23 protein-coding genes, 2 tRNA genes and 1 riboswitch are annotated in these 22,915 nt (G+C 62.0%); of the genes, 15 read left to right on the top strand and 10 right to left on the bottom strand.

The features are described 5' to 3' along the window. Positions 1-89: 89 nt before the first annotated feature. Genes B5F94_RS10480 through dusB form a run of 3 tightly spaced genes read right to left on the bottom strand, consistent with a single transcriptional unit; the run spans position 90 to position 2,713 of the window. A complete protein-coding gene (locus tag B5F94_RS10480; RefSeq protein ID WP_087329981.1) occupies positions 90-1,049 on the bottom strand; it encodes an anti-sigma factor family protein in 960 nt (319 codons plus the stop codon). A 41-nt stretch (positions 1,050-1,090) separates the two neighbouring features. After that, positions 1,091-1,687 (bottom strand): RNA polymerase sigma factor, encoded by a 597-nt coding sequence (locus B5F94_RS10475; protein ID WP_087329979.1) that lies wholly within the window; start codon positions 1,685-1,687, stop codon positions 1,091-1,093. A 39-nt stretch (positions 1,688-1,726) separates the two neighbouring features. Then, a complete protein-coding gene (dusB, locus tag B5F94_RS10470) occupies positions 1,727-2,713 on the bottom strand; it encodes a tRNA dihydrouridine synthase DusB (RefSeq protein WP_087329977.1) in 987 nt (328 codons plus the stop codon). 133 nt (positions 2,714-2,846) lie between these two features. Here dusB and rd point away from each other — a divergent pair, with 133 nt between their 5' ends. From rd to B5F94_RS10430, 8 genes are all read left to right on the top strand, one after another. Beyond that, positions 2,847-3,005 carry a rubredoxin gene (gene rd, locus B5F94_RS10465; RefSeq protein WP_087188344.1) on the top strand — a complete coding sequence of 53 codons (159 nt, stop codon included), beginning with the start codon at positions 2,847-2,849 and terminating at the stop codon, positions 3,003-3,005. Positions 3,006-3,404: 399 nt separating this feature from the next. Then, positions 3,405-4,421 carry a hypothetical protein gene (locus tag B5F94_RS10460; protein WP_087329975.1) on the top strand — a complete coding sequence of 339 codons (1,017 nt, stop codon included), beginning with the start codon at positions 3,405-3,407 and terminating at the stop codon, positions 4,419-4,421. Next, on the top strand, positions 4,402-5,901 hold the full coding sequence (locus B5F94_RS10455) for a MutS-related protein (protein WP_242965656.1): 1,500 nt from the start codon (positions 4,402-4,404) through the stop codon (positions 5,899-5,901). The genes B5F94_RS10460 and B5F94_RS10455 overlap by 20 nt, the downstream gene beginning before the upstream one ends. A gap of 204 nt (positions 5,902-6,105) precedes the next feature. Beyond that, positions 6,106-6,283, top strand: a riboswitch (Lysine riboswitch). Between the two features lie 121 nt (positions 6,284-6,404). Continuing rightward, complete coding sequence (locus B5F94_RS10450) at positions 6,405-7,223, top strand: 3-keto-5-aminohexanoate cleavage protein (protein ID WP_087269889.1); 819 nt, start codon at positions 6,405-6,407, stop codon at positions 7,221-7,223. A gap of 79 nt (positions 7,224-7,302) precedes the next feature. Then, complete coding sequence (locus B5F94_RS10445; RefSeq protein WP_087188348.1) at positions 7,303-8,343, top strand: L-erythro-3,5-diaminohexanoate dehydrogenase; 1,041 nt, start codon at positions 7,303-7,305, stop codon at positions 8,341-8,343. 429 nt (positions 8,344-8,772) lie between these two features. After that, complete coding sequence (gene ablA / locus B5F94_RS10440) at positions 8,773-10,026, top strand: lysine 2,3-aminomutase (RefSeq protein ID WP_087329971.1); 1,254 nt, start codon at positions 8,773-8,775, stop codon at positions 10,024-10,026. 83 nt (positions 10,027-10,109) lie between these two features. Beyond that, complete coding sequence (locus tag B5F94_RS10435) at positions 10,110-11,678, top strand: lysine 5,6-aminomutase subunit alpha (protein WP_087188350.1); 1,569 nt, start codon at positions 10,110-10,112, stop codon at positions 11,676-11,678. Continuing rightward, positions 11,675-12,463: an OAM dimerization domain-containing protein gene (locus B5F94_RS10430; RefSeq protein WP_087188351.1), complete on the top strand. Its 789-nt coding sequence runs from the start codon at positions 11,675-11,677 to the stop codon at positions 12,461-12,463. Before B5F94_RS10435 ends, B5F94_RS10430 begins: the two co-directional genes overlap by 4 nt. 150 nt (positions 12,464-12,613) lie before the next feature. Here B5F94_RS10430 and B5F94_RS10425 read toward each other — a convergent pair whose 3' ends face one another. The 4 genes from B5F94_RS10425 to B5F94_RS10410 all read right to left on the bottom strand — a co-directional run bounded on the left by B5F94_RS10425 (position 12,614) and on the right by B5F94_RS10410 (position 15,278). After that, positions 12,614-13,270 carry an HAD family hydrolase gene (locus B5F94_RS10425; protein ID WP_087270005.1) on the bottom strand — a complete coding sequence of 219 codons (657 nt, stop codon included), beginning with the start codon at positions 13,268-13,270 and terminating at the stop codon, positions 12,614-12,616. Positions 13,271-13,284: 14 nt separating this feature from the next. Beyond that, positions 13,285-14,649, bottom strand: coding sequence for an RNA polymerase factor sigma-54 (rpoN, locus tag B5F94_RS10420; protein WP_087329969.1), 1,365 nt, complete (start codon positions 14,647-14,649; stop codon positions 13,285-13,287). Between the two features lie 97 nt (positions 14,650-14,746). Continuing rightward, the gene (locus B5F94_RS10415) at positions 14,747-15,064 is read right to left on the bottom strand and encodes a sigma-70 family RNA polymerase sigma factor (RefSeq protein WP_242955389.1); all 318 of its coding nucleotides are present in this window, start codon (positions 15,062-15,064) and stop codon (positions 14,747-14,749) included. After that, complete coding sequence (locus tag B5F94_RS10410; protein WP_087329967.1) at positions 15,045-15,278, bottom strand: hypothetical protein; 234 nt, start codon at positions 15,276-15,278, stop codon at positions 15,045-15,047. The genes B5F94_RS10415 and B5F94_RS10410 overlap by 20 nt, the downstream gene beginning before the upstream one ends. Positions 15,279-15,537: 259 nt before the next feature. Here B5F94_RS10410 and B5F94_RS10405 point away from each other — a divergent pair. The 5 genes from B5F94_RS10405 to B5F94_RS10385 all read left to right on the top strand — a co-directional run bounded on the left by B5F94_RS10405 (position 15,538) and on the right by B5F94_RS10385 (position 17,339). Then, positions 15,538-15,613 (top strand) — tRNA-Thr (locus B5F94_RS10405). Between the two features lie 12 nt (positions 15,614-15,625). Continuing rightward, positions 15,626-15,710: transfer RNA gene (locus B5F94_RS10400), tRNA-Tyr, on the top strand. A 278-nt stretch (positions 15,711-15,988) separates the two neighbouring features. Next, on the top strand, positions 15,989-16,618 hold the full coding sequence (locus B5F94_RS10395) for a LexA family protein (RefSeq protein ID WP_087329965.1): 630 nt from the start codon (positions 15,989-15,991) through the stop codon (positions 16,616-16,618). A gap of 15 nt (positions 16,619-16,633) precedes the next feature. Beyond that, positions 16,634-16,993, top strand: coding sequence for a DUF6483 family protein (locus B5F94_RS10390; protein ID WP_087188356.1), 360 nt, complete (start codon positions 16,634-16,636; stop codon positions 16,991-16,993). Between the two features lie 13 nt (positions 16,994-17,006). Continuing rightward, on the top strand, positions 17,007-17,339 hold the full coding sequence (locus tag B5F94_RS10385; protein WP_087329963.1) for a cupin domain-containing protein: 333 nt from the start codon (positions 17,007-17,009) through the stop codon (positions 17,337-17,339). Between the two features lie 37 nt (positions 17,340-17,376). Here B5F94_RS10385 and B5F94_RS10380 read toward each other — a convergent pair whose 3' ends face one another. Both B5F94_RS10380 and B5F94_RS10375 read right to left on the bottom strand, forming a co-directional pair. Then, on the bottom strand, positions 17,377-17,745 hold the full coding sequence (locus tag B5F94_RS10380; protein WP_087329961.1) for a metallopeptidase family protein: 369 nt from the start codon (positions 17,743-17,745) through the stop codon (positions 17,377-17,379). After that, a complete protein-coding gene (locus B5F94_RS10375; protein ID WP_087329959.1) occupies positions 17,742-19,913 on the bottom strand; it encodes a Tex family protein in 2,172 nt (723 codons plus the stop codon). Before B5F94_RS10375 ends, B5F94_RS10380 begins: the two co-directional genes overlap by 4 nt. Before the next feature lie 128 nt (positions 19,914-20,041). Here B5F94_RS10375 and B5F94_RS10370 point away from each other — a divergent pair, with 128 nt between their 5' ends. Beyond that, positions 20,042-20,995: a hypothetical protein gene (locus B5F94_RS10370; RefSeq protein ID WP_087329957.1), complete on the top strand. Its 954-nt coding sequence runs from the start codon at positions 20,042-20,044 to the stop codon at positions 20,993-20,995. 60 nt (positions 20,996-21,055) lie between these two features. Here B5F94_RS10370 and B5F94_RS10365 read toward each other — a convergent pair whose 3' ends face one another. Then, the gene (locus B5F94_RS10365) at positions 21,056-22,150 is read right to left on the bottom strand and encodes an aldose epimerase family protein (RefSeq protein WP_242965655.1); all 1,095 of its coding nucleotides are present in this window, start codon (positions 22,148-22,150) and stop codon (positions 21,056-21,058) included. Between the two features lie 195 nt (positions 22,151-22,345). Here B5F94_RS10365 and B5F94_RS10360 point away from each other — a divergent pair, with 195 nt between their 5' ends. Next, on the top strand, positions 22,346-22,798 hold the full coding sequence (locus B5F94_RS10360) for a hypothetical protein (RefSeq protein WP_158100277.1): 453 nt from the start codon (positions 22,346-22,348) through the stop codon (positions 22,796-22,798). Positions 22,799-22,915 lie beyond the last annotated feature (117 nt).

Raw genomic sequence — 22,915 nt, 5'->3', positions numbered from 1 at the left:
CCTTTCACCTGAACTACGCGCCAGCCCTCTGTTTCGTCACATCCAAATAGAAAAAGCGCAGGCCCGCGGCCTGCGCTTTCTCAAAATAATTACGGTTGCACGATCTCGCTGCCGTCCAGCGGCACGGTGTAGGCGGTGCAGCTGGCGGTACCGTCAGGGCCAGGGGTGACCTGCTCCAGCTGGCACAGCCAGCCGGTACCCTCCTGGTTCAGTCCGGCGCACATCAGCTTGGTGGTGGTGCCGTCCTGAGCAGTGGGGCCGGTCATGGTACCGTCCTCACCCACGGTCAGCTCGTCGGTGTTCCAGCCCAGCCAGGCGGCCAGCTTGTACAGGGCTTCCGTCTGGGTAAGACCGATCTGGGTAAGCGTGGGATTCACGGTGGCCTGGGTCGTCTGGACTCCCCGGTCGTCCGGGGTCACGCTGTAGGGTTCAGCTCCAGTTCCAGCAGGTGTCTGGGACGCAGCAGCAGGCTCCGTGGTCTTTGTACTGCCCTCTCCGGAATAGCTCTGACCGCCCTGCTGGCTGTCTGTCCCCTGACCGGAGCTGCCGCCGGCAGTCTGATCCTCCTGATTGCCGCTCTCTGCCTGGGCCTGGGTGGGCTGGGGCACGATCTCTCGGGTCACCGGTCCCTCCTCATCGCCTCCGGCAGGCAGGTTGCTCTCCACCGCCACGGAAATGCTGCCGGGGGCCTGCTCGCCGCCCCGGAAGCCGCCGGTGCGCCACTGGTCCATAACCCCAGCGCCCACCAGCACCAGGGCGGCCACCGCCGCCAGGGAGGCCAGGCTCCGCCAGCGCCACTGCCGCTTCTTGCTCTGGAAGGGGGTGACCTTGGAGGTGTGGATCTGGTCCATAACCCCCTCCTTCAGCCCGACAGGGGGCTGAGCGGCCAGCTGGGGTAATTCCTCATGGAGCTCCTTCAGATCCTCCGCAAGGGTCCGGCACGCCGGGCACGCCGACAGGTGCTCCTCCAGCCGGGCAGTCTCTTCCTGGGTCAGAGGTCCGTCCAACCGGGCGCTGATTAGTTCCAGCGCCTCGTCACAGCTCAGCATATCGTTCCCTCCTCTCCGTTTTGGGGGAAGTTCCCCCTTGTTCATGGTATAGACGTGGACGAATCAAAAAAGTTCCCCTGTTTTTTCAAATAGTTTCGCAGAGCCAGCCGAGCACGGGCAATGCGGGATTTCACCGTGCCCTCCTCCAGACCCAGTACCTGGGCGATCTCGCCGTAGGACAGCCCCTCCAGCTCCCGGAGGATGAGCACCCGCCGGTGCTCCGCCGACAGGGTGCTGAGGCCCGCCCGGAGCGTCTCCTGCCGCTCCCGGCGCTCAGCTTCCACATGGGGGGAGAACCGCTCGTCGGGCAGCTCGGCCTGACGGGCCTCCTCCTCATCGTCCAGGGAGATAGTCATGGACAGGGCATTTCTCCGCTTTTCCCGGCGGAGAAAATCAATGCACACATTGCTGGTCAGCCGGTACAGCCAGGTGGCAAAGGAGCTGTCCCCCTGAAACTTGCCCAGCCCCTTCCAGGCGTTGAGAAAGGCCTCCTGACTCAGCTCCAGGGCATCGTCCGGGTTGCCCGTCATCCGCAGGGCCAGATTGTAAATCCGTCCCTGATTCTGCTCCACCAGGGCGGCAAAGGACTCCTCGTCCCCCTGCTTGGCCCGCTGGACCAGTTCCCATTCCGCTTTCATGCCTTTCTCACCCCCTTGTCTGTCTTGTGCCCGGCGCCGTTACCGGTCCGGCTCGTCTTTCAGATCCCGCTTGATGCCCGCCGTCACCTTGTAGATATCCTCCAGGGTAGACACATGGCTGATCTGTTCCTTATAGTACCCAGCGTGGGGCACCCCCTTCAGGTACCAGGCGTAGTGCTTCCGGGCCTCCAGGCAGGCAATGTGTTCCCCCTTCTGAGCCGCCGACAGCTCAAACTGCCGCACCGCCGTGTCGCACCGCTGGGCCAGCGGGGGCAGGGGCGGGATCTCCTCCCCCGCCAGAGCCGCCTGGGCCCGCTGGAACAGCCAGGGATTGCCGAAGCAGCCCCGGCCGATCATGGCCATATCCGCCCCGGTGTACTTGAGGATGCGTACCGCATCCTTGGGCTCAAATACATCGCCGTTGGCGATCACCGGAATGGAAACCGTCTCTTTTACCGCCCGGATGTAGTCCCAGTTGGCGGTGCCGGAGTACATCTGGGTCCGAGTGCGGCCGTGGACCGCCACGGCGGCCACCCCTGCCTCCTCCATGGCTTTGGCAAACTCCACGCAGTTGATGGAGCCCTTGTCCCAGCCCAGGCGGAACTTCACCGTCACCGGCCTGCCGCCAGCCCCCCGGATTACCGCCTCCGCCACCTTGACCGCCAGTTCCGGGTTCTTCATCAACCCCGAGCCGTCTCCGGAATTGGCCACTTTAGGCACCGGGCAGCCCATATTGATGTCGATGATATCGGCGCCGGAGCGCTCCGCGGCCATACCCGCTGCCTGCTCCATACAGGCCGGGTCGCTGCCGAAGATTTGCACCGCCGCCGGGTGTTCCCCCTCCCCCAGCTGAAGGAGCGGAACCGACTTTTTGTCCTGATAGCACAGGGCCTTGGCGCTCACCATCTCCGTAATGGTATAGCCCGCCCCCAGCTCCCGGCAGATGGTCCGGAAGGCCAGGTCTGTCACTCCCGCCATAGGAGCCAGCGCCAGGGCCGAATTTATCGTGATATTGCCAATTTTCACAGTGTCCCCCGATGTGGTATAAATAGTAGCGTAACAAGCGTATCATACCACAGGACAGGAAATCCGGCAAGGTTGTTTCCCCCCGTCCGGTATCTGCCGCTTGATTTTGATTGAAAACAAGGAGTGTTCCAACATGGATAAGTACGTCTGCGATCTGTGCGGCTATATTTACGACCCCGCTGAGGGCGACCCCGATAACGGCGTGGCCCCCGGCACTGCCTGGGAGCAGGTTCCCGCTGACTGGGTGTGCCCCCTGTGCGGCGCCGGCAAGGACCAGTTCTCCAAGCAGTAAGCTTTTCCCCCGCCGCATTCCGCCTGTCTGACGGTTGTTCCGTCGGACAGGCGGTTTTCTTTTTTGCATCAATTCCATTCCAAAATTTCATGTACAAAAGCGTTCCTCTTTTCTGTCAAATGATTCTCGTTTGGTTTTCCTCGGTTATTTTGTAAATTTTATTTTCTATATTCCAAAAAGTAATCGTCCACCCTGCCATTATGCTATATATTTCTTTCGTCCGTTCCCCGGCTCTGCATGATTGATGTATGCTTTTTTCATTTTCTGCTACTCCTCGCATCTGATTTCAGGCGGCTGGAATTCTGCTTCTCCCCATTGACAGAACCGATGGGGGCCTCTTATAATGGCCTCGACGAACTCAAAAATGACCCAATTTTCCTATGGAAGGGAGGCCCTATTTTGGAACATCTGTTAGCGCCGCTGGTGGGGGATGCCTCCCCCGTGACCGTGATCGGCCTGTGCAAGAACGCGGGCAAGACCACCGCCATGCGCCGCCTGATGGCCGAGTTGGGGGACGAGCGGCTGGCCCTCACCTCGGTGGGCCGGGACGGAGAGCGCACCGACCTGGTCACCGGGACCGAGAAGCCCGATCTGTACCTGAAAGCCGGCGATCTGTTCGCTACCGCCCGGGGCATGATCACGCTGTGCGACGCCACCCTGGAGGTGGTGGACCTGACCGACGTGATGACCCCCCTGGGACCGGTGGCTATTTTCCGCACTCTGTCTGACGGCTATGTGCAGCTGGCCGGACCCTCTGCCGCCGGGCAGCTGCGCCCCCTCACCGCTCGCTTCATGGAATTGGGGGCCCAGCGGGTCCTCATCGACGGGGCCGCCGGACGGAAGTCTCTGGCTGGCGCCGGTGTGGAGGGCGTGGCCCTGCTGTGTACCGGTGCCTCTCTGGACCGGGATATGGACCTGGTGGTATCGGAGACCGCCCACACCTGCTGGCTTTTTGACCGGAAAGTACCGGAGCGCGCCGGTCTGCGCTCCGCCCTGGATGGCGTGGAGGACCGCTTCGCCCTGTTCGAGCTGGACGGCACCCCTCTGGAGTTGCCCCTGGACGAAGGCGGCAGCCCCAAGTGGAACAAGCTGCCTCGCCGCCCCCTGGCGGTGTGGGCGTCGGGAGGGGTTACCGACCCCCTGCTCAAAACCCTGGCCCGCCGGGGCGCTCCCACTACCCTGGTCACTCAGGACGCCACCCACCTGCTGGCGGGCCGGGCCGCCCTGGAGCTGTTCCAGCGCAACGGCGGCCAACTGGCTGTCCGCCGGGAGCTGACCATCGCCGCTGTGGCGGCCAACCCCTGGTCTGCCTACGGCTGGCACTTTGAACCGGATAAATTCATCTCCGCCCTGCGGCAGGCCATCCACCTGCCGGTGGTCAACGTGAAGGAGGATCATGATGGAACTGACGCATGAACTGCGGGAAAACGCAGGGTTTCAGTGGGTACTGAACCGGCTGAGTCCCATGTCGCCGTTCGGCAAGGCGGCTGCCCGTTCCCTGCGGTGGTACGGCCCCGGAGAGGAGGCCGCCCTGGAGGAGGAGCTGGACAATGTGGCTCTGGCCATGGAGCTTTGGAACGCAGGCACCACCGCCCCTCAGACCGAGGGCTGCGGCTGCGGCCCGGTGCAGCTCACCGAGGCCGAGCGCAAGGACGCCGCCGCCGCTCTGCGGGGTGTCACCCGCTGCCTGCCCCTGTTTCACGACATCCGGGGCTCCTTCGACCGGGACCCCGGCGCCCCCTTCGATCTGGTGGAGCTCTTTGAGATCAAGCATTTCCTGGTCACCCTGGAGCAGCTGGTCCAGGCCTATGCCGCTCTGCCCCCCATGGCCGGGCTGTCCTTCCCCTCCCTGGCCGACGCCCTGGAGCTGATGGACCCGGAGGGCCGCCGTCTGCCCACCTTCTCCGTTGTCAATTCCTACCACAACGACCTGGCTCCTCTGCGCGCGGAGAAGGCCAAGCTGGAGAAGGCCATCCGCATGACCATGGAGGACAAGCGGGGCCCCCTGATGGAAAAGCGCCGTGTCCTGGCGGTGGAGGAGGATAAGCTGGAGCTGGAGGTCCGCCGGATGCTCACCGGCAAGCTGATGGCCTACAAGCAGGCCTTCCTGGACAACATGGAGACTCTGGGCCGTCTGGATCTCATCGTGGCCAAGGCCAAGCTGGCTCTGCGGTACAACTGTGTCCGGCCCGCCCTCAGCGCCGACAAATCCATCACCCTCCGGGGGGTGCGCCATCCTCAGGTGGAGGAGGATCTGGCTGAGCGGGGCGAACAGTTCACCCTGCTGGATCTGGATCTGAAACCGGGCTGCACCGTCATCACCGGCGCCAACATGGGCGGCAAGACCGTGTCTCTCCGCTCCACCGTGCTCTCCCTGCTTCTGTGCCAGTGCGGCTTCTTCGTCTTTGCCCAGTCCGCCACCCTTCCCCTGTTCCACCGGGTGGAGCTCATCCTGGCCGACAGCGGCCCCGGCGCCGGCGGCCTGTCCTCCTTCGGCAAGGAGGTCCACCTGCTGGACAAGCTGCTGCGGGAAACCCACGGCCAGTTCTTCTTCGTGGCTCTGGACGAATTTGCCCGGGGCACCAACCCCCAGGAGGGCGCGGCCCTGGCCCGTGCTCTGGTGCGTCACCTGAGCAGTCTGGACTGCGTGGCTCTCATGACCACCCACTATGACGGGGTGTCCGACGTGGCCGCCGCCCACTACCAGGTGGCCGGTCTGGTACGGGACATCCAGGGCGACGAGGGGGACGATCCCCGCAAGCGGATCGCCCGCCGGATGGACTATCGGCTCCTTCCCGCCCCTCCTGGAGCCCCCTGTCCCCGGGACGCGCTTCGGGTGTGCCGGCTGCTCAAACTGGACGATACCCTCATGGAACTCTTCCAGGCCGACCTGTAAATTTTCCCTGCTCCGGCAGGCGGTTCACGCCGCCTGCCGGAGTTTTTGCCCTTCCAGTTCTGGTTACCATTTGGTAAGCACTATCCCGCTGTAGCGTACAAAAGTCTACAGAACAGAGAAAAATTTTGTGAGCCTAATTTTTCAAAAAATAGTTGACAAACAAAATTGGCTGGGTTATAGTGTTTTTGTCAAAAGTAAATAACACGCATGGATAGAGGCGCGGAGCGCAAGGTAGCAGAGCAATGATAAGGGCAGGCGAGCCCGATGTACTCTGTGAATGTCCGCTCCGCCGAAGGGGGACGTGAATCGTACAGCCCTCCCCCTGAGCCGTGGGCCCAGTGCTTACGGATTGTCATGAGTCACATGAAGCGCTATTTGTGTCTGAACGAGAGTTTCCCCTCCCGCGGACATGAGTAGTGTTTTTTTGTTCATGAAGCGCTATCTCGCCGGAGGAATACATCTTCTGCCGGCGGGGTAGCTTTATTTTTTCGAGGAGGCGTGTCATGGAAAAGCTTATCATTACCGCGGCCATCTGCGGCGCAGAGGTCACCAAGGAGCACAATCCCGCTGTCCCCTATACCGTGGAGGAAATGGTCCGTGAGGCCAAGAGCGCCTTTGACGCAGGCGCTGCCGTCATCCACGTCCACGTCCGTGAGGACGATGGTACCCCCACTCAGGACCGCGAGCGGTTCCGGGTGATCCTGGACGCCATCAAGGAGGCCTGCCCCGGCGTGATCCTGATCCCCTCCACCGGCGGCGCCACCGGCATGACTCCTGAGGAACGGCTCCAGCCCACCGAGCTGTGCCCCGAGATGGCCACGCTGGACTGCGGCACCTGCAACTTCGGCGACGATATCTTCGTCAACGATATGCCTACCATGCGGGCCTTCGGCAAGCGGATGCTGGAAAACAACATCAAGCCCGAGTATGAGTGCTTCGAGATCGGCCACCTGGACACCATCGTGAACATGGCCAACAAGGGTCTGGTCCCCGGCGCTCCCATGCAATTCAACTTCGTGCTGGGCGTGTCCGGCTGCACCCCCGCCACCGTGGGCAACCTGGACTACCTGGTGAAGCAGATCCCCGCCGGTTCCACCTGGACCGTCACCGGCATCGGCCGGGGCGCCTGGCCCATGGTTGCCGCCGGCATCGTGATGGGCGGCAACGTCCGCGTGGGCTTCGAGGACAACATCTACCTGGAGAAGGGCCACAAGGCCGCCTCCAACGGCGAGCTGGTCGCCAAGGTGGTCCGCCTGGCCAAGGAGCTGGGCCGCGAGATCGCCACCCCCGACGAGGCCCGGAAGATCCTGTCCCTGGCCTGATCTCATTCCTTTGTTTTACTTATCTCCCCAACCATATATCTCCCCAACCAAACATTAAACGAAACAGGAGGAACTTTCTATGCAGAAGAAAGGCAACAAGTACGGCACTCACCGCGTCATCGAGCCCAAGGGCCTGCTGACCCAGGCTGCCAAGAAGATCGACAACACCATGGAGTGCTACTCCAACGAGATCCTGTGCGACGTTTCCGCTCTGAACATTGACTCCGCTTCCTTCACCCAGATCTATGAGGCCTGCGAGAAGGACCTGGCCAAGACCGAGCAGATGATCCTGGATATCGTCAATGAGCGCGGCAAGATGCAGAACCCCGTCACCGGTTCCGGCGGTATGTTCATCGGCACCGTCCGTGAGATCGGCGAGGATCTGCAGGGCAAGATCGACCTGAAGGTGGGCGACAAGATCGCTTCTCTGGTCTCCCTGTCCCTGACCCCCCTGAAGATCAACAAGATCAAGGCCATCCACCCCGAGATCGACCGCGTGGACGTGGATGCCCAGGCGATCCTGTTTGAGTCCGGCCTGTATGCCAAGCTGCCCGACGACATGAGCGAGGAGCTGGCTCTGGCCGCTCTGGACGTGGCCGGTGCTCCTGCCCAGACCGCTAAGCTGGTGAAGCCCGGTGACTCCGTGCTCATCCTGGGCGGCGCCGGCAAGGGCGGCATGATGTGCTGCTACGAGGCCATGAAGCGCGTTGGCCCCACCGGTAACGTGGTTGCCCTGGTCATCTGCCAGGAGGACGCCGACCTGCTGAAGAGCATGAACCTGTGCCACCACGCCATCGTGGGCTCCGCCACCAACCCCACCGAGGTGCTGGAGAAGTCCCTGGCCGTCAACAACGGCAAGGAGTACGATGTCTCCATCCTGATCGTGAACGTGCCCGCCTGCGAGATGGCCGCCATCCTGCCCGTCCATGACAACGGCGTGGTGTACTTCTTCTCCATGGCCACCGATTTCGCCAAGGCCGCCCTGGGCGCCGAGGGCTGCGGCAAGGACGTCACCATGATCGTCGGCAACGGCTACACCAAGGACCACGCCGAGATCACCCTGTCCGAGCTGCGTGAGAATCCCCAGCTGAAGGCCTACTTCGAGAAGAAATATCTGTAAGATATTCTGAGCTGTCTGTGCAGCTCGGACACCAGCGCCAGCTGGCCGCGCCTTTTGGCGCGCAGAACGCGCAGCGTTCCCGCAGGGGCAATTCAGTTGCCCCGAGGATGTCAAATCACGGGGCCCCCGCGCAATGGAACATTGCGTGGGGCACTGCGTGAGAATCCCCAGCTGAAGGCCTACTTCGAGAAGAAGTACCTGTAAGTTCCTGTTTTACCGATTTCCAGATTATTTCCCATTTACTTTGTGACTTACCTGTCCCATCGACAGATGAGCTGATTGATGTGATCGTTCTGCGGCCGACGATTCCGGTCCGGTCCTGCCGGAGAAACTCTCCTCCCCAACCCTTTCTCCCCCCGTTCCGGTTCCCGGTCCCCGACGCCTGCGGATGGCACATCCCCACACTGATTTAGAAAGGATGACCTTGTTATGGTAGAGTCCCGCCGTAAGATCCTGTTCCCCGATGTGACTGACGAGCAGTGGAACGACTGGCATTGGCAAGTCAAGAACCGCATCGAGACTCTGGAGGACCTGAAGAAGTATGTGGATCTGACCCCCGAGGAAGAGGAAGGCGTTAAGGCCTGCCTCGGCACCCTCCGCATGGCCATCACTCCTTATTATCTGTCCCTGATTCAGCCCGGCGATCCTCACGATCCCGTCCGGCTGCAGGCCGTCCCCACTGCCAAGGAGCTGCATCAGTCCGCCGCCGACCTGCTGGACCCCCTGCACGAGGATGAGGACTCCCCCGCTCCCGGTCTGACCCACCGTTATCCCGACCGCTGCCTGCTGCTGATCACTGACCAGTGCTCCATGTACTGCCGTCACTGCACCCGCCGCCGCTTCGCCGGTCAGAACGACGCCGGCCTGCCCGTGGATCAGGTGGATCAGGCCATCGAGTACATCCGCAACACGCCCCAGATCCGCGACGTGCTGCTGTCCGGCGGCGACGCCCTGCTGGTGAGCGACGAGCGTCTGGAGTACATCATCGCCAAGCTGCGTGAGATCCCCCACGTGGAGATCGTCCGCATCGGCTCCCGTACCCCCGTGGTGCTGCCTCAGCGTATCACTCCCGAGCTGTGCAATATGCTGAAGAAGTATCATCCCATCTGGCTGAACACCCACTTCAACCACCCCAACGAGATCACCCCCGAGGCTGCCGCCGCCTGTGCCCGTCTGGCCGACGCCGGTATCCCCCTGGGCAACCAGTCCGTGCTGCTGGCCGGCATCAATGACTGCGTCTACACCATGAAGAAGCTGGTCAACGAGCTGGTCAAGATCCGCGTGCGTCCCTACTACATCTATCAGTGCGACCTGTCCATGGGCCTGGAGCACTTCCGTACTCCCGTCAGCAAGGGCATCGAGATCATCGAAGGCCTGCGGGGCCACACCTCCGGCTACTGCGTGCCCACCTTCGTGGTGGACGCCCCCGGCGGCGGCGGCAAGACTCCCGTCATGCCTCAGTACGTCATCTCCCAGACCCCCAAGAAGGTCATCCTGCGCAACTACGAGGGTGTTATCACCACTTACACCGAGCCCGAGCACTACACCGATTGTCAGTGCGACTACTGCACCGGCAAGAAGAAGAAGGAGCTCATGGGCGTGGCCGGCCTGGAGCGCGGCCAGGCGCTGTCCATGGAGCCCGCCGGTCTGGAGCGTCATAAGCGCTCCCACCACGAGGAGTAATCCAGATAAATACAGCGGATCGCCGCCCAACCGCGGCGATCCGCTGCCCCCCGTTTTGAACTGACAAAGAATGGAAGTGATCGATGTTGGAATCCAAGCTGAACCTTGATTTTAAGCTGGTGGAACAGGCACGCGCTCACGCTTCCCGTGTGGCGGACGACACCCAGCGTTTCATCGACGGCTGCACCACCGTGGCCGTGGAGCGTACCATCTGCCGCCTGCTGGGCATCGACGGTGTGGACGCCGGCGACGTGCCTTTGCCCAACGTGGTTGTGGAGCACCTGATGGACAAGGGCGCTCTGCCCCAGGGCGCCGCTTTCTGGATCGGCAACGCCATGGTGGAGACCGGTAAGGATCCCCAGGCCATCGCCGAGGACGTGGCCAACGACAAGCTGGACCTGACCGCTCTGCCCACCCACAGCGAGGCCGAGATCCACGCCGCTCTGGATCCCATTGTGGAGGCCAGCCTGGCCAAGATCCGCGCCCGCCGCAAGCGCCGCGAGGACTTCATCGCCACCCACGGCGGCGAGAAGCAGGGCCCCTGGATCTACCTGATCGTTGCCACCGGCAACATCTATGAGGACGTGGTGCAGGCTACCGCCGCCGCCCGCCAGGGCGCCGACGTTATCGCCGTGATCCGTACCACCGGCCAGTCCCTGCTGGACTATGTGCCTTACGGCGCCACCACCGAGGGCTTCGGCGGCACCTACGCCACTCAGGAGAACTTCCGCCTGATGCGCGAGGCCATGGACAAGGTGGGCGAGGAGCTGGGCCGTTACATCCGCGTGTGTAACTACTGCTCCGGCCTGTGTATGCCTGAGATCGCCGCCATGGGCGCCTTCGAGGGTCTGGACGTCATGCTGAACGACGCTCTGTACGGCATCCTGTTCCGCGACATCAATATGCAGCGCACCCTGGTGGACCAGTCCTTCTCCCGCGCCATCAACGCCTATGCCGGCGTGGTCATCAACACCGGCGAGGACAACTACCTGACCACCGCCGACGCTGTGGAAGAGGCTCACACCGTGCTGGCCTCCCAGTTCCTTAACGAGGCCTTCGCCCTGCGGGCCGGCCTGCCCGAGGAGCAGATGGGTCTGGGTCATGCCTTTGAGATTGACCCCGACGTGGAGAATGGCTTCCTGTATGAGCTGGCCCAGGCCGAGATGGCCCGGGAGATCTTCCCCAACGCTCCCCTGAAGTATATGCCTCCCACCAAGTTCATGACCGGCAACATCTTCCGCGGCCACGTTCAGGACGCCCTGTTCAACATGGTGACCATCCTGACCAACCAGAAGATCCACCTGCTGGGCATGATGACCGAGGCCATTCACACTCCCTTCCTGTCCGACCGTTTCCTGGCCATCCAGAATGCCCAGTACATCTTCCGCACCATGCACGACCTGGGCAGCGAGATCGTGTTCAAGGAAGGCGGCATCATGCAGAACCGTGCCGCCGACGTGCTGCACAAGGCTACCGATCTGCTGGGCCAGATCGAGCAGCTGGGCATTTTCGAGACCCTGGAGCGGGGCATCTTTGCCGACATCAAGCGTCCTCGCGACGGCGGCAAGGGCCTGGACGGCGTTGTGACCAAGGCCGCCGGGTACTTCAACCCCTTCCTTGAGCCCATGATGAAAGGGGGTGCCGGCAAATGAGTTCCGGACTGTATCAGATTCGCGATAAGGACCTTGACACCACGCTGGACCTGACCCGGCTGAAACCCTATGGCGACACCATGAACGACGGCAAGGTGCAGCTCTCCTTTACCCTGCCCGTTAAGGACGACGACAAGGGCGCCGCGGCTGCCGTGCTGATGGCTCAGAAGATGGGCCTGGCCGATCCCAACGTGGCTCTCCGCCAGAAGCTGGACGAGGCCTTCACCTTCTATGTGGTGTACGGCTCCCTCACCCACTCCATCAACTACAACGAGATCGTGGTGCAGACCGTGGCCGACGAGGCCATGAGCATGGACGAGACCGATGAGTTCCTGAAGGAGCGGCTGGGCCGCAAGCTGGTGGTGGTAGGCGCCTCCACCGGCACCGACGCTCACACCGTGGGCATCGACGCCATCATGAACCGCAAGGGCTTTGCCGGCCACTATGGCCTGGAGCGCTATGAGATGATCGAGGCCTACAACCTGGGTTCCCAGGTGCCCAACGAGGAGTTCCTCAAGAAGGCTGCCGAGGTCAACGCCGACGTGCTGCTGGTGTCCCAGACCGTGACCCAGAAGGACGTCCACATCCAGAACCTCACCGAGCTCATCGAGCTGGCCGAGGCCGAGGGTGTCCGCGAGAAGTACATCTTCTGCTGCGGCGGCGCCCGTATCACCCACGCTCTGGCCAAGGAGCTGGGCTATGACGCCGGCTTTGGTGCCGGTACCTACGCTGACGACGTGGCCACCTTCTGCGCCAAGGAAATGGTCCGCCGCCTGGGTAAGTAACCCAAATCTCAATTGTTTCGATTTTTCCTCTTTTTCCCCTCTTTTTCTCTGTAGGACAACGGGGCCCCAGACGGGGCCCCGTTGTCCGTTTTGCGTAAAAAAACGCCGGGGCTGCTGCCCCGGCATTTTTTGCTACCTTATATAATAGAATTACAGCCCCAGCCAGGCCTTCAGATCCCCAAGGTCCTCCGCCACATGATCCAGCGGCAGGCCGCTGGCTTCAAAGTCCTGCCGGGTGGTGGTACCGTTGAGAACGGCGCAGAAATGGGCCCCGGCCCGGTGGGCGGTCTCCGCATCAATGAGGGTATCCCCGCAGTAGAGCACATTTTCCGGCTTCAGGCCCAGCTCTGCCAGGGCTGCCAGCAGCCCCTGGGGATCCGGCTTGGGCCGGTCCACTTTGTCACCTCCGGTGAGAGACACCAGGTACTGCCGCACTCCTCTGGCCTCCAGCACTGCCGTCAGTGTGTCGGTGCGCTTGGTGCTTACCACACCCGCCGGGATGCCCGCTTCCTTCAGGGCGGCAAGCAGTTCCGCCGCGCCGGGGAAGAGTTTGGTCACCTGCACCTGGAGCGGTCCAGCCTTCTCGGTGTACAGCTTCCGAAACAGGGCCCGCTGCTCGGGCCGCTGGTCTCCGGTGAGGGTGGTATAGCCGTCCTCCAGAGTCATACCGATGGTGTGGCGCACCGCCTCCCGCTCCGGCTCCGGCAGACCCATCTGCTCAAAGCCGTACTGGAAACCGGCCACAATGGCCTCTGTGGCATCCCCCAATGTATAGTCAAAATCAAAAAATACCCCTTGAAAACTCATGATTCCTCCAAAAATCATTCGTATTGCTTCCGCCCTGTGGTGCTGGGGATATGCAGCTCATCCCGGTATTTGGCTACGGTGCGCCGGGACAGAGGGCAGCCCTGGGCGGTCATCATCTCACACAACTTCTGGTCGGACAGAGGCTTTTTCTTGTCCTCTCCGGCGATGAGCTTTTTCAGCAGGGCCTTGGCCGCGTCGGGAGAGGCGGCGTCCTCACTGCTGGTCCCCAGGCTGCGGGAGAAGAAGTAGCTCAGGGGATACACCCCCATGGAGCACTGGATGTACTTGTCCTTTACCGCCCGGCTCACCGTGGACTCGTGGACCCCGATGCGCCCGGCCACGTCGGCCAGAGACATGGGCACCAGATGGCCCGGTCCCTGCCGGAAGAAGGCCTCCTGCAGCTCCAGGATGCACCCGGCGCAGGACATGAGGGTGGAGCGGCGCTGCTCAATGGCATGGACCATCCACTTGGCCTGCTTGACCTTTCCGGTGAGATAATCCTTCACCTGCTGGTCATCGCTCTCCTTCAGCAGACGGGTATAGTACCCGCTGATCCCCAGAGTGGGGAAATAGTAGTCGTTGGTCAGCAGCTCGAAGTGATCGGGAAAGCTGACCACGATGATATCGGGATTGATGTAGGTCAGGTTCTCTCTGGCGGCAAATCCGGTGCCCGGCCGGGGATTCAGGGTGCGGATCAACTCGCAGGAGGCCCGCACCTCCTCCGGGGTTGCCTTCAGCTCCCGGGCAATGAGGCCGTAGCGGCTCTTGGACAGGGCATCCAGCTGGCTCTCCACAATACGCACTGCCAGCTCGTCCACCGGCGTACGGCGCACCAGCTGGAGCCGCAGGCATTCGGACAGGTCCCGGGCCCCCACGCCGGCGGGCTCCAGGGACTGGACGGCGGTCAGCGCCTGCTCCAGCACCTCCACCGGGCAGCCGTAATCGGCAGCCAGGGCATCCAGAGGCTCATCCAGCCAGCCGTTGGCGTTGAGGCTCTCCACCAGGAAGGTACCGGCCTCCATGACCTCCGGCGGCAGATCCAGCACCTTGAGCTGGGAGAGCACATAGTAATACAGGTTGTCCTCCCGGTCCTCCATGGTACCGTAATTGCCCAGCCGGTCGTCCTCCTCTTCGGTATCCTGCTGGTGATAGTAACGGTTCTGAGGGTCGGTGGATTCCAGCCACTCCAGCTTGCGGCGGAGCTGATCGCTCTCATCCGCCTTGTCGTACCGCTCCTCCGGCTCCAGCACCGGATTCTCCTGCACGGCCTCCTCAATGTATTCCAGCAGCTCCTGAGACCCCATCTGAAGGATCTCCATGGACTGCATCATCTGGGGAGAGAGGGTCTGTGTCTGCTTTTGTGTCAGGTTCAATTCCAAGGTAACTTCCTCCCTTCGCCCATTTTCGCGGTTTCTCGGAAGAAAGTATATCATGGAACCCCCTCACATTTCAACATCTCGCCCGGTAGAAAATACTTCACTCCCGAGGCGCCAGCAGCTGCTCGGCTCCATAGCGCAGGCAGCGGCGCAGCCGGGACTCTCCCCGCTTGATGTTGCGGGACACGGTGGATTTATCCACACCGGTCAGCTCGGCGATCTGCCGCATATTGAGCCCTTTTTCATAATAGAGCAGCATACACTCCCGCTGCCGGGGGGTTACATCCTCCTGGAGGGCCCGCATCACATTGCGGCGCAGCCGCCCCATCTGCTCGGAGTTATCCTCCGCCATGACCTGAGCATAGACTGCCATATCGGCGGCAAACTCTTTCCCTCTCCTATATCGTGTACCGGACATTGCAGTGATACCCCCTGTCGTAATAGCGCTCACACAGGACCGCCAGGTCCCGGGCCTCTCGCCACATGGCCTCCAGATGGCGAATGCGCTGTTCCAGCAGCCGGCGTCCGTGCTCGTCCACCGCGGCCGTCCTTCGGCTCTCCAGCAGCCGCACCCGCTGCCGCAGGGTCTGCGCACCTGCCCGATATTGAATCGATAACTCCTGTAATGTCATGCCTAGTCCCCTTCTCTCTGTCGATAAGCTCCGCCCGGCAGAGCGGGCAAAGTTCCCGCTCCTGGCCATACAGCTCCGCGCCGCAAAGGCGGCACCACTCTGCCGGCGGTACCCGCTGCACATCCCGCAGCGGGTCTGTCCACACCCGTGGCCGGATACCCATTCCTCCTCCAAAAATTTTTTAAAAAAATTTTGTTCTTTCTCTTGACAAATCCTCCTCTCCCTGATAAAATAAAATTCGCTGTGGACGAGCTGGTCTGCTGGTGTAGCTCAGTTGGTAGAGCAGTTGATTTGTAATCAACCGGTCGGGGGTTCGAGTCCGTCCACCAGCTCCAACAAGTTCATATGGAGGAGTTCCCGAGTGGCCAAAGGGGGCAGACTGTAAATCTGTTGCGATTCGCTTCGGTGGTTCGAATCCACCCTCCTCCACCAAAAATGTCTCGCCAGAAGGCGGGGCATTTTTTATTTTCCTCCCCAATCGGATCCCTCGCCGGACGGCGGGGCTTTTTTCTTCCCCTGCGTTTCTCCCCTCTCCGAAATAAATCTCCGATTGGTGATGAACTTATCCAAATATGGAACTTTCATTCCATCGCATAGCCATAATAACACCAAACGGAGATAAAAGTCAATCATTTTTTGTCGAAGTATGTTGCGTTTGGTGATAAAATGTGATAGAATAGACCCACAAATTGGACAGGAGGGAACATGGTATGGAGCAGGAGAGCACCTTCGGCGCCCGTCTGCGCAGCCTGATGGAAGAGTCCGGCCTCAGCTATGAACAGCTGGGGGACCGGCTGAATATGAATCCCCAGACTCTGAACCGCTATGTCCTGGGCCAGCGTGAGCCCAAAATCGGCACCGCCGCCGCCATTGCCCGCTCCCTTGGGGTAGACCCGCTGTGGCTGCAGGGTTTCAACGTCCCCCGCCAGCCCCCCTGCCCTGCTCGCCGGGAGCCGGTGGTACCCATACTCGGTGTCATCCGGGCGGGCTCCCCTATTCTGGCCAGCCAGCAGATCGAGGGCTATGCCGCTGCCGACGTGCCCGATCCGGAGGAGCATTTCTATCTTCGGGTCACCGGCGACAGCATGATCAACGCCGGTATCCGGGACGGGGATCTGGTCCTCATCCGGCGGCAATCCACGGCGGAGAACGGCCAGGTCGTGGCCTGTCTGGTGGACGGCGAGGATGCCACCCTGAAGCGGTTCCGCTGCCAGAAGGGTATGGTAATCCTTCAGCCGGAAAATCCCTGCTATGAGCCCAAAATCATTCCCCTGCGGGACTTCGAGCAGGGGTTGGCCCGCATCGTGGGCATAGCCGTCAAACTGGTGCGGGAATTATAACAAAGGAGCGATACCATGCTGACAGATGATTGGATGCTGCGGCAGGTGGACGGGCTGGCCCGTTCCCTGGCCAAGCTGGTTTTGAAGAAGGACTCTGCCGACTATCTGCCCACCGGTGCGGAGGAGGACGCAGCGCTGGATGCCCTCCATCTCCGGTTGGTGGAGCGGCTGGCCGCCGGCGATGTGGGCGGCGGAGAAGATCTGCTCTTTCAGGAGAGCGACTGGGACGACCTGCGCTACCTGGAGGTGGCAGTGGACTTCTATGCCCGCGCCAACACCCTCACCGACGACCAGCTGGACCAGGCCGGCTTTGACCGGCAGGAGCTGCAGGAGGGCCTGCAGGAGCTGGCGGCCCGTTACGGCGTGATTCTGTAAGGAGGATACCCCTATGAAACTCTGTTTTTCCCAGATGGAAGAGACCCCCATGCCTCAGTTCAAGGGGGGCGAAAAGACTACCTACAGCCGTTTTGTGGACGACTGCGTCAACCGCATCATGATGAACCGGTTGGAACCCGGCGCCTCCATCGGCCTGCACACCCACACTGGCAACAGCGAGGTCATGTACATCCTTTCCGGCACCGGAAAAGCCATCTGCGACGGCGTGGAGGAGCGTCTGGGCCCCGGCGACTGCCACTACTGCCCGGAGGGCCACGCCCATACCCTCATCAACGACGGCGGGGCCGACCTGGTCTTTTTTGCTGTGGTACCTCAGCACAACTAAACAAAAAAGCGGCGGACGCGATGCGTCCGCCGCTTTTTTATTGTTCCCGCCGGTACTGCTCCAGTTCCAGCTCATCCTTGATCTCCAGGCCCCGCTCGCCGGCCAGGCCCTCCACATGGTGGGTAAACTCGTGGGACAGGGTGGTGTACAGCTCGTCCTCCCAGTCCTCATGCGTCCAGTCCTCCTGCTCCGCCAGGGCGGCAAAGGAGCCGTAGTAGAGGTTGATGTACCGCCCCATCATGTCGTTGCAGTACTCCCCCATGATGTAGAGGTCCTCCCCCGCCGGGTCCTCCACCGCCTCAGGCAGCAGAGAGATGCCCCCGTTCAGGTCCTGATAGAACTCCTCCGGGAACTCCTCCGCCATTTCGTCCAGCAGGTCCCCCACCTGGTCAAAGCTGAGGATCATACCGCTCCCTCCTTGGGCTTTTTCATGGTGAGAGAGATGCGCTTCTTTTTCTCGTCCACCTCCAGCACCCAGACGGTGACGATGTCCCCCACGGCGCACACCTCGCTGGGGTGGCGCACCCGGCGGTTGGACAGCTGGGAGATGTGGACCAGTCCGTCCTGGTGGACGCCGATGTCCACAAACACGCCAAAGTCGATAACGTTGCGCACCGTGCCGGTGAGCTCCATCCCCGGCTTCAGGTCCTTCATCTCCATCACGTCGGTGCGCAGAATGGGCTTGGGCAGCTCGTCACGGGGGTCCCGGCCCGGCTTGAGCAGCTCCTTCACGATGTCATCCAGGGTGGGCAGGCCCACGCTGCAGTCCTGGGCCGCCTTCTCTCGGCCATAGGCCTGCACCCGCTGGTCCAGGTCAGCGATGTTCCCGGCCCCCACATCCTTCAGGGTGTAGCCGCACAGCTCCAGCAGCTTCTGGGCCGCCTCATAGCTCTCCGGGTGGACGCCGGTGTGGTCCAGCACGTTTTTGCTCTCCGGCACCCGCAGGAAGCCGGCGCACTGCTCGAAGGCCTTGGGGCCCAGCTTGGGCACCTTGAGTACCCCCTTCCGGGTGGCAAAGGCGCCATTCTCCTCCCGGTACTTGACGATGTTCTTGGCGGTGGTGTTATTGAGGCCCGCCACATAGGCCAGCAGGGGCGCCGAGGCGGTGTTCAGGTCCACGCCCACCGCATTGACGCAGTCCTCCACCACGCCGCCCAGCGTCTCGTCCAGCCGTGCCTGGGGCATATCGTGCTGGTACTGGCCCACGCCGATGGACTTGGGGTCGATCTTCACCAGCTCGGCCAGGGGGTCCTGGAGCCGCCGGGCAATGGACACAGCGGAGCGCAGGTTCACGTCATAGTCGGGGAACTCCTCGGCCGCCAGCTTGGAGGCGGAATACACCGAAGCGCCCGCCTCGTTGACGATCATGTAGCTCACCCCGCCGCCCAGCTTGCGGATCATCTCCACTGCCATCTGCTCGGTCTCCCGGCTGGCGGTGCCGTTGCCAATGGCGATGTGGGCCACGCCGTGCTTGCGGATGAGCTTGGACAGGATGTCAATGGCCTCCTGCTTCTTCTTTTCATTGAAGGTGGGGTACACCACCGCCGTGTCCAGCACCTTGCCTGTGGCGTCCACCACCGCCACCTTGCAGCCGTTGCGGTAGCCCGGGTCCAGGCCCATGGTGACAAAGCCCTTCACCGGCGGCTGCATCAGCAGGGGTTTCAGGTTGAGGCCAAACATCCTGATGGCCCCCTCGTCGGCCTGTTCGGTAAGCAGGTTGCGCATCTCCCGCTCCACCGAGGGGAAGATGAGCCGGTCGTAGGCGTCCTCGGCGGCTGCACGCACAAAGGCCATAGCGGGGGTGCCGGGGTTGAGCACCCGCCGACGAACGGGGATGAGGGCGGCTTCCCGGTCCATCTCCACGCTCACCTTCAGGATATCTTCCCGCTCGCCCCGGTTGATGGCCAGGATCTGGTGGCCCTGGAGGCGGTTGATGGGAGACCGGAAGTCGTAGTACAGCCGGTATACCGTGTCCGACCGCTCCTTAGCCGCGGCGGCGGATGCCAGATAGCCCTTCTTCCACACCAGCTCCCGCAGCAGCTTGCGGATGTCGGCGTCGTCGGAGATGCGCTCTGCAATGATGTCGTTGGCGCCCTGGAGGGCGTCCTCCACCGTCTCCACACCCTTCTCCGGGTCAACATACCCGGCGGCAGCTTCTTCCGGCACAGGGCCGTCCATGGCCTGAGCGAAGAGCAGATCGGCCAGGGGCTCCAGCCCCTTCTCCTTTGCCATGGTGGCCCGGGTGCGCCGCTTCTGCTTGTAGGGGCGGTATAGGTCCTCCACCTCCGCCAGGGTGGCGGCGGAGTCAATGGCGGCGGAAAGCTCCTCCGTCAGCTTGCCCTGGGCCTCAATGGCCCCCTTGACCTCCTCCCGCCGCTTGTCCAGGTTCCGCAGGTATTGCAGCCGGTCGGCCAGGGTGCGCAGGGTGGTGTCGTCCATGGCGCCGTGGAGCTCCTTGCGGTAGCGGGCGATAAAGGGAATGGTGTTGCCCTCGTCGATGAGGTTCACCACGTTCTGAATGTATGTCTCCTTCTGGCCCAGTTCCCTGGCCAGGATCTGAATGATGGTATCCATAGCGTTCTCCTTTGCAGCGGGCTTGTCATCAATATTTTACCCGGTTTTGGACCGCAAGTCCAGGGTATCTCCTTGCTTTCCCCCGTCGTTGCGTGTAAAATCAAGGGGAAAGAAGGGGGAGAGACGTCATGAATCAACGCCTTTATGAGATCGACCAGGCCATCGAGGCCCTGACCGCCGCCCAGGCCCGCCGCAAGCAGCTGGATGCCCAGATCGAGGAACTCCACCGTCAGCGGGGGGAGCGGCAGGCCAAGGTGGACGAGACCACCCAAAGCTTCCGCAAGGAGCAGGACGACGTGGACAAGCTGGAGAAGGGCGGCGTGCACGCCTTTCTCCTTACCCTGATTGGTCATAAGGAGGAGCGGCTGGACAAGGAGCGCCGGGAGGCTCTGGCCGCCAAACTCCAGTACGACCAGGCCAGGTCGGACCTGGAATATCTGGAGAACAAGCTCAACGGCCTGATCCGGGAGCGGGACGGCCTGCGGGACGCCCCCGAGCAGCTGGAGGCACTGTGGACGGAGAAGGCAGAGCTGGTGAAGGCCATGGGCGGCCAGACAGGGGCCCGGCTGGTGGAGCTGGACCGCCAGCTGTCTGACGTGACCCATCAGCAGAAGGAACTGGAGGAGGCACTCTCCGCCGGCGAGAACGCCAAGCGGCTGCTGGGCCAGGTCCAGGACGATCTGGACAGCGCCCGGGGCTGGGGCACCTGGGATATGCTGGGGGGCGGACTCATCGCCACCATGGCCAAGTATGACCGGCTGGACAGCGCCCAGTCCAGCATCCGGGCGGCTCAGCGGGCCCTGAGCGACTTCCGCACCGAGCTGGCCGATGTGAGTCAGCTCCAGGTGCCCAGCATCCAGATCGGGGAGTTTGCCACCTTTGCCGATTACTTCTTTGACGGCATTTTCTCCGACTGGTACGTCCAGTCCAGCATCAAAAAGGCCCAGGAGGGGGTATCGGAGGTCCACATGAAGCTGACCGCCGCACTCCGGGATCTGGAGGCCACCTCTCAGGACCTGAACGACCAGCAGGCTTCTCTGAAGCGAGAGCGGGAAGAGTTGCTGGATTCGGTCTCATCTTAAAGCGCAAAAGAGCCGGCCTGCCAATGGGGCAGACCGGCTCTTTGCTTGCGTTCGCCCGGCTTAAATGGTAGCCAGCCGGTAGGTGGTGGTGTGGCGGTACTCCTCCCCCGCCCGCAGGATGGGGCTTGGGAAGCCCTGGTGGTGGATGGCGTCGGGCCAGCCCTGGGTCTCCAGGCAGAAGGCCGACCGGGGCCCGTACACCGCCCCGTCCTTGCCGGACACGCCGTCCAGATAGTTGGCGGTGTAGAGCTGGAGGCCGCACTGGGTGGTGTAGCACTCCAGGCACAGCCCGCCGCCCATGACCCGGGCGGCCAGCCCCAGAGGGGCATTGGGCTGGGTCCGCAGCACAAAGTTGTGGTCGTAGCCGTTGCCCAGGGTCAGCTGGGGATGCTGCATGGCCAGTCCCTGCAGGAACGCCCGGGGGAAACGGAGGTCAAAGGGGGTGCCCTCCACCGCCAGCAGGGAGCCGGTGGGGGTGCTGTCGGCGTCGTTTTCGGTGATAGCACTGGCATACACCTGGACCCGCTGGCCCTCCAGGGACCCGAAGTTGTGGCCCATCAAATTGAAGTAGCTGTGGTTGGTCAGGTTACACAGGGTATCCTTGTCGCTCTTGGCCCAGTAATCCAGGGAGAGTACGCCGTCGGCGGTGAGGTCGTAGCTCACCCGCACCTCCAGGGTGCCGGGGAAGCCCTCCTCTCCGTCGGGGCTGGTGTGGGAGAGCACCAGCCTGCCCTCCCGGACCGCCGCCTCCCACACGGCCTCATGAAAGCCGTGAACGCCGCCATGGAGGCAGTTGGGGCCGTTGTTGGCGGCCAGGGAATAGTGCTTCCCATTCAGGTCAAAGGAGGCGCCGCCGATGCGGTTGGCCACCCGGCCCACCAGGGCGCCGAAATATTTGTCCTGCTTCTCATAGTCGGCCAGGGTGTCGCACCCCAGCACCACGTCTCTGTCCTCCACCATAAAGCTGCGGAGGATGCCGCCATAGGTGAGGATCTTGGCCGTATAGCTGCCCGCCTGAGCGGTCCACTGTTCCACTTCCTTGCCCCCGGCGGTGACGCCGAAAGGTTCTCTTGTCCAGTCTGCCATGGTTCCACCTTTCTCCCGGCCGAAGCGGGCCTCCCCTTCCTGTGAGCACAGCCCGTTCCGCCTGATCATTCCACTCCATATCTGGTCCCGTTCCCGGGACAGCCTTACAGGAAATGATAACATATTTTGCGTCCCATGCCAATAGCCAGACGCTCCGCAAGGGCACTCCTTGCCGGCAGTCTGCCAGTTGTTTTTTGCCTGTGCAACAGATCGCCATCTGACGCTGTTGATGGATCATAACGGCCCAAGCGAAAACAAGGAGGAATGTACATGGCAAGCTATACGGAACATTATCAGCTGCACCAGTGGGAACCGGGGGACGCATTTCTGCGGACGGACTTCAATGAGGACCTCAGCAAAGTGGATGAGGCTCTTTTCCAGCTGGCTTCCCAAAAATACGGCGAGGACAAAAAGGTCTTTGTCCTGGGCAGTTATATCGGGGACGGCGGCACGGGACTGCAGGATATCCCTCTTGCCTTTCAGCCGTCGCTGTTGTATCTGTTCAACTGTGATTCCAAAAACGACAATTACATTTACAAGTTTGCTCTGGGTACCGGGGATATCCAATGTACATTTGATGGCACTGGCAGTACTTGGGTCCGGGATGGAATCTTCTATATGACCTCCTCAGGGTTTCAAATCAACGGCAACGCTTTCGCACAGGGGCGCGGATTTAACACTGCGGGAGTCACCTACCACTATGTCGCCTTTCGCTAATGAACACATCCACCAGCGAAGCTGGTGGTTGTCACTATGCGGGCATAGCCCTCTGTTCCTCGCGGACGCGTGCAACGCGTAATACGGTCTGCCAGCTGCGTAAGGACTGTTACTTGC

The sequence above is a fragment of the Flavonifractor sp. An4 genome, assembly GCF_002161755.1.
Classification (GTDB): domain Bacteria; phylum Bacillota; class Clostridia; order Oscillospirales; family Oscillospiraceae; genus Flavonifractor; species Flavonifractor avicola.
This window is presented reverse-complemented; position numbering and strand designations above follow the sequence as displayed.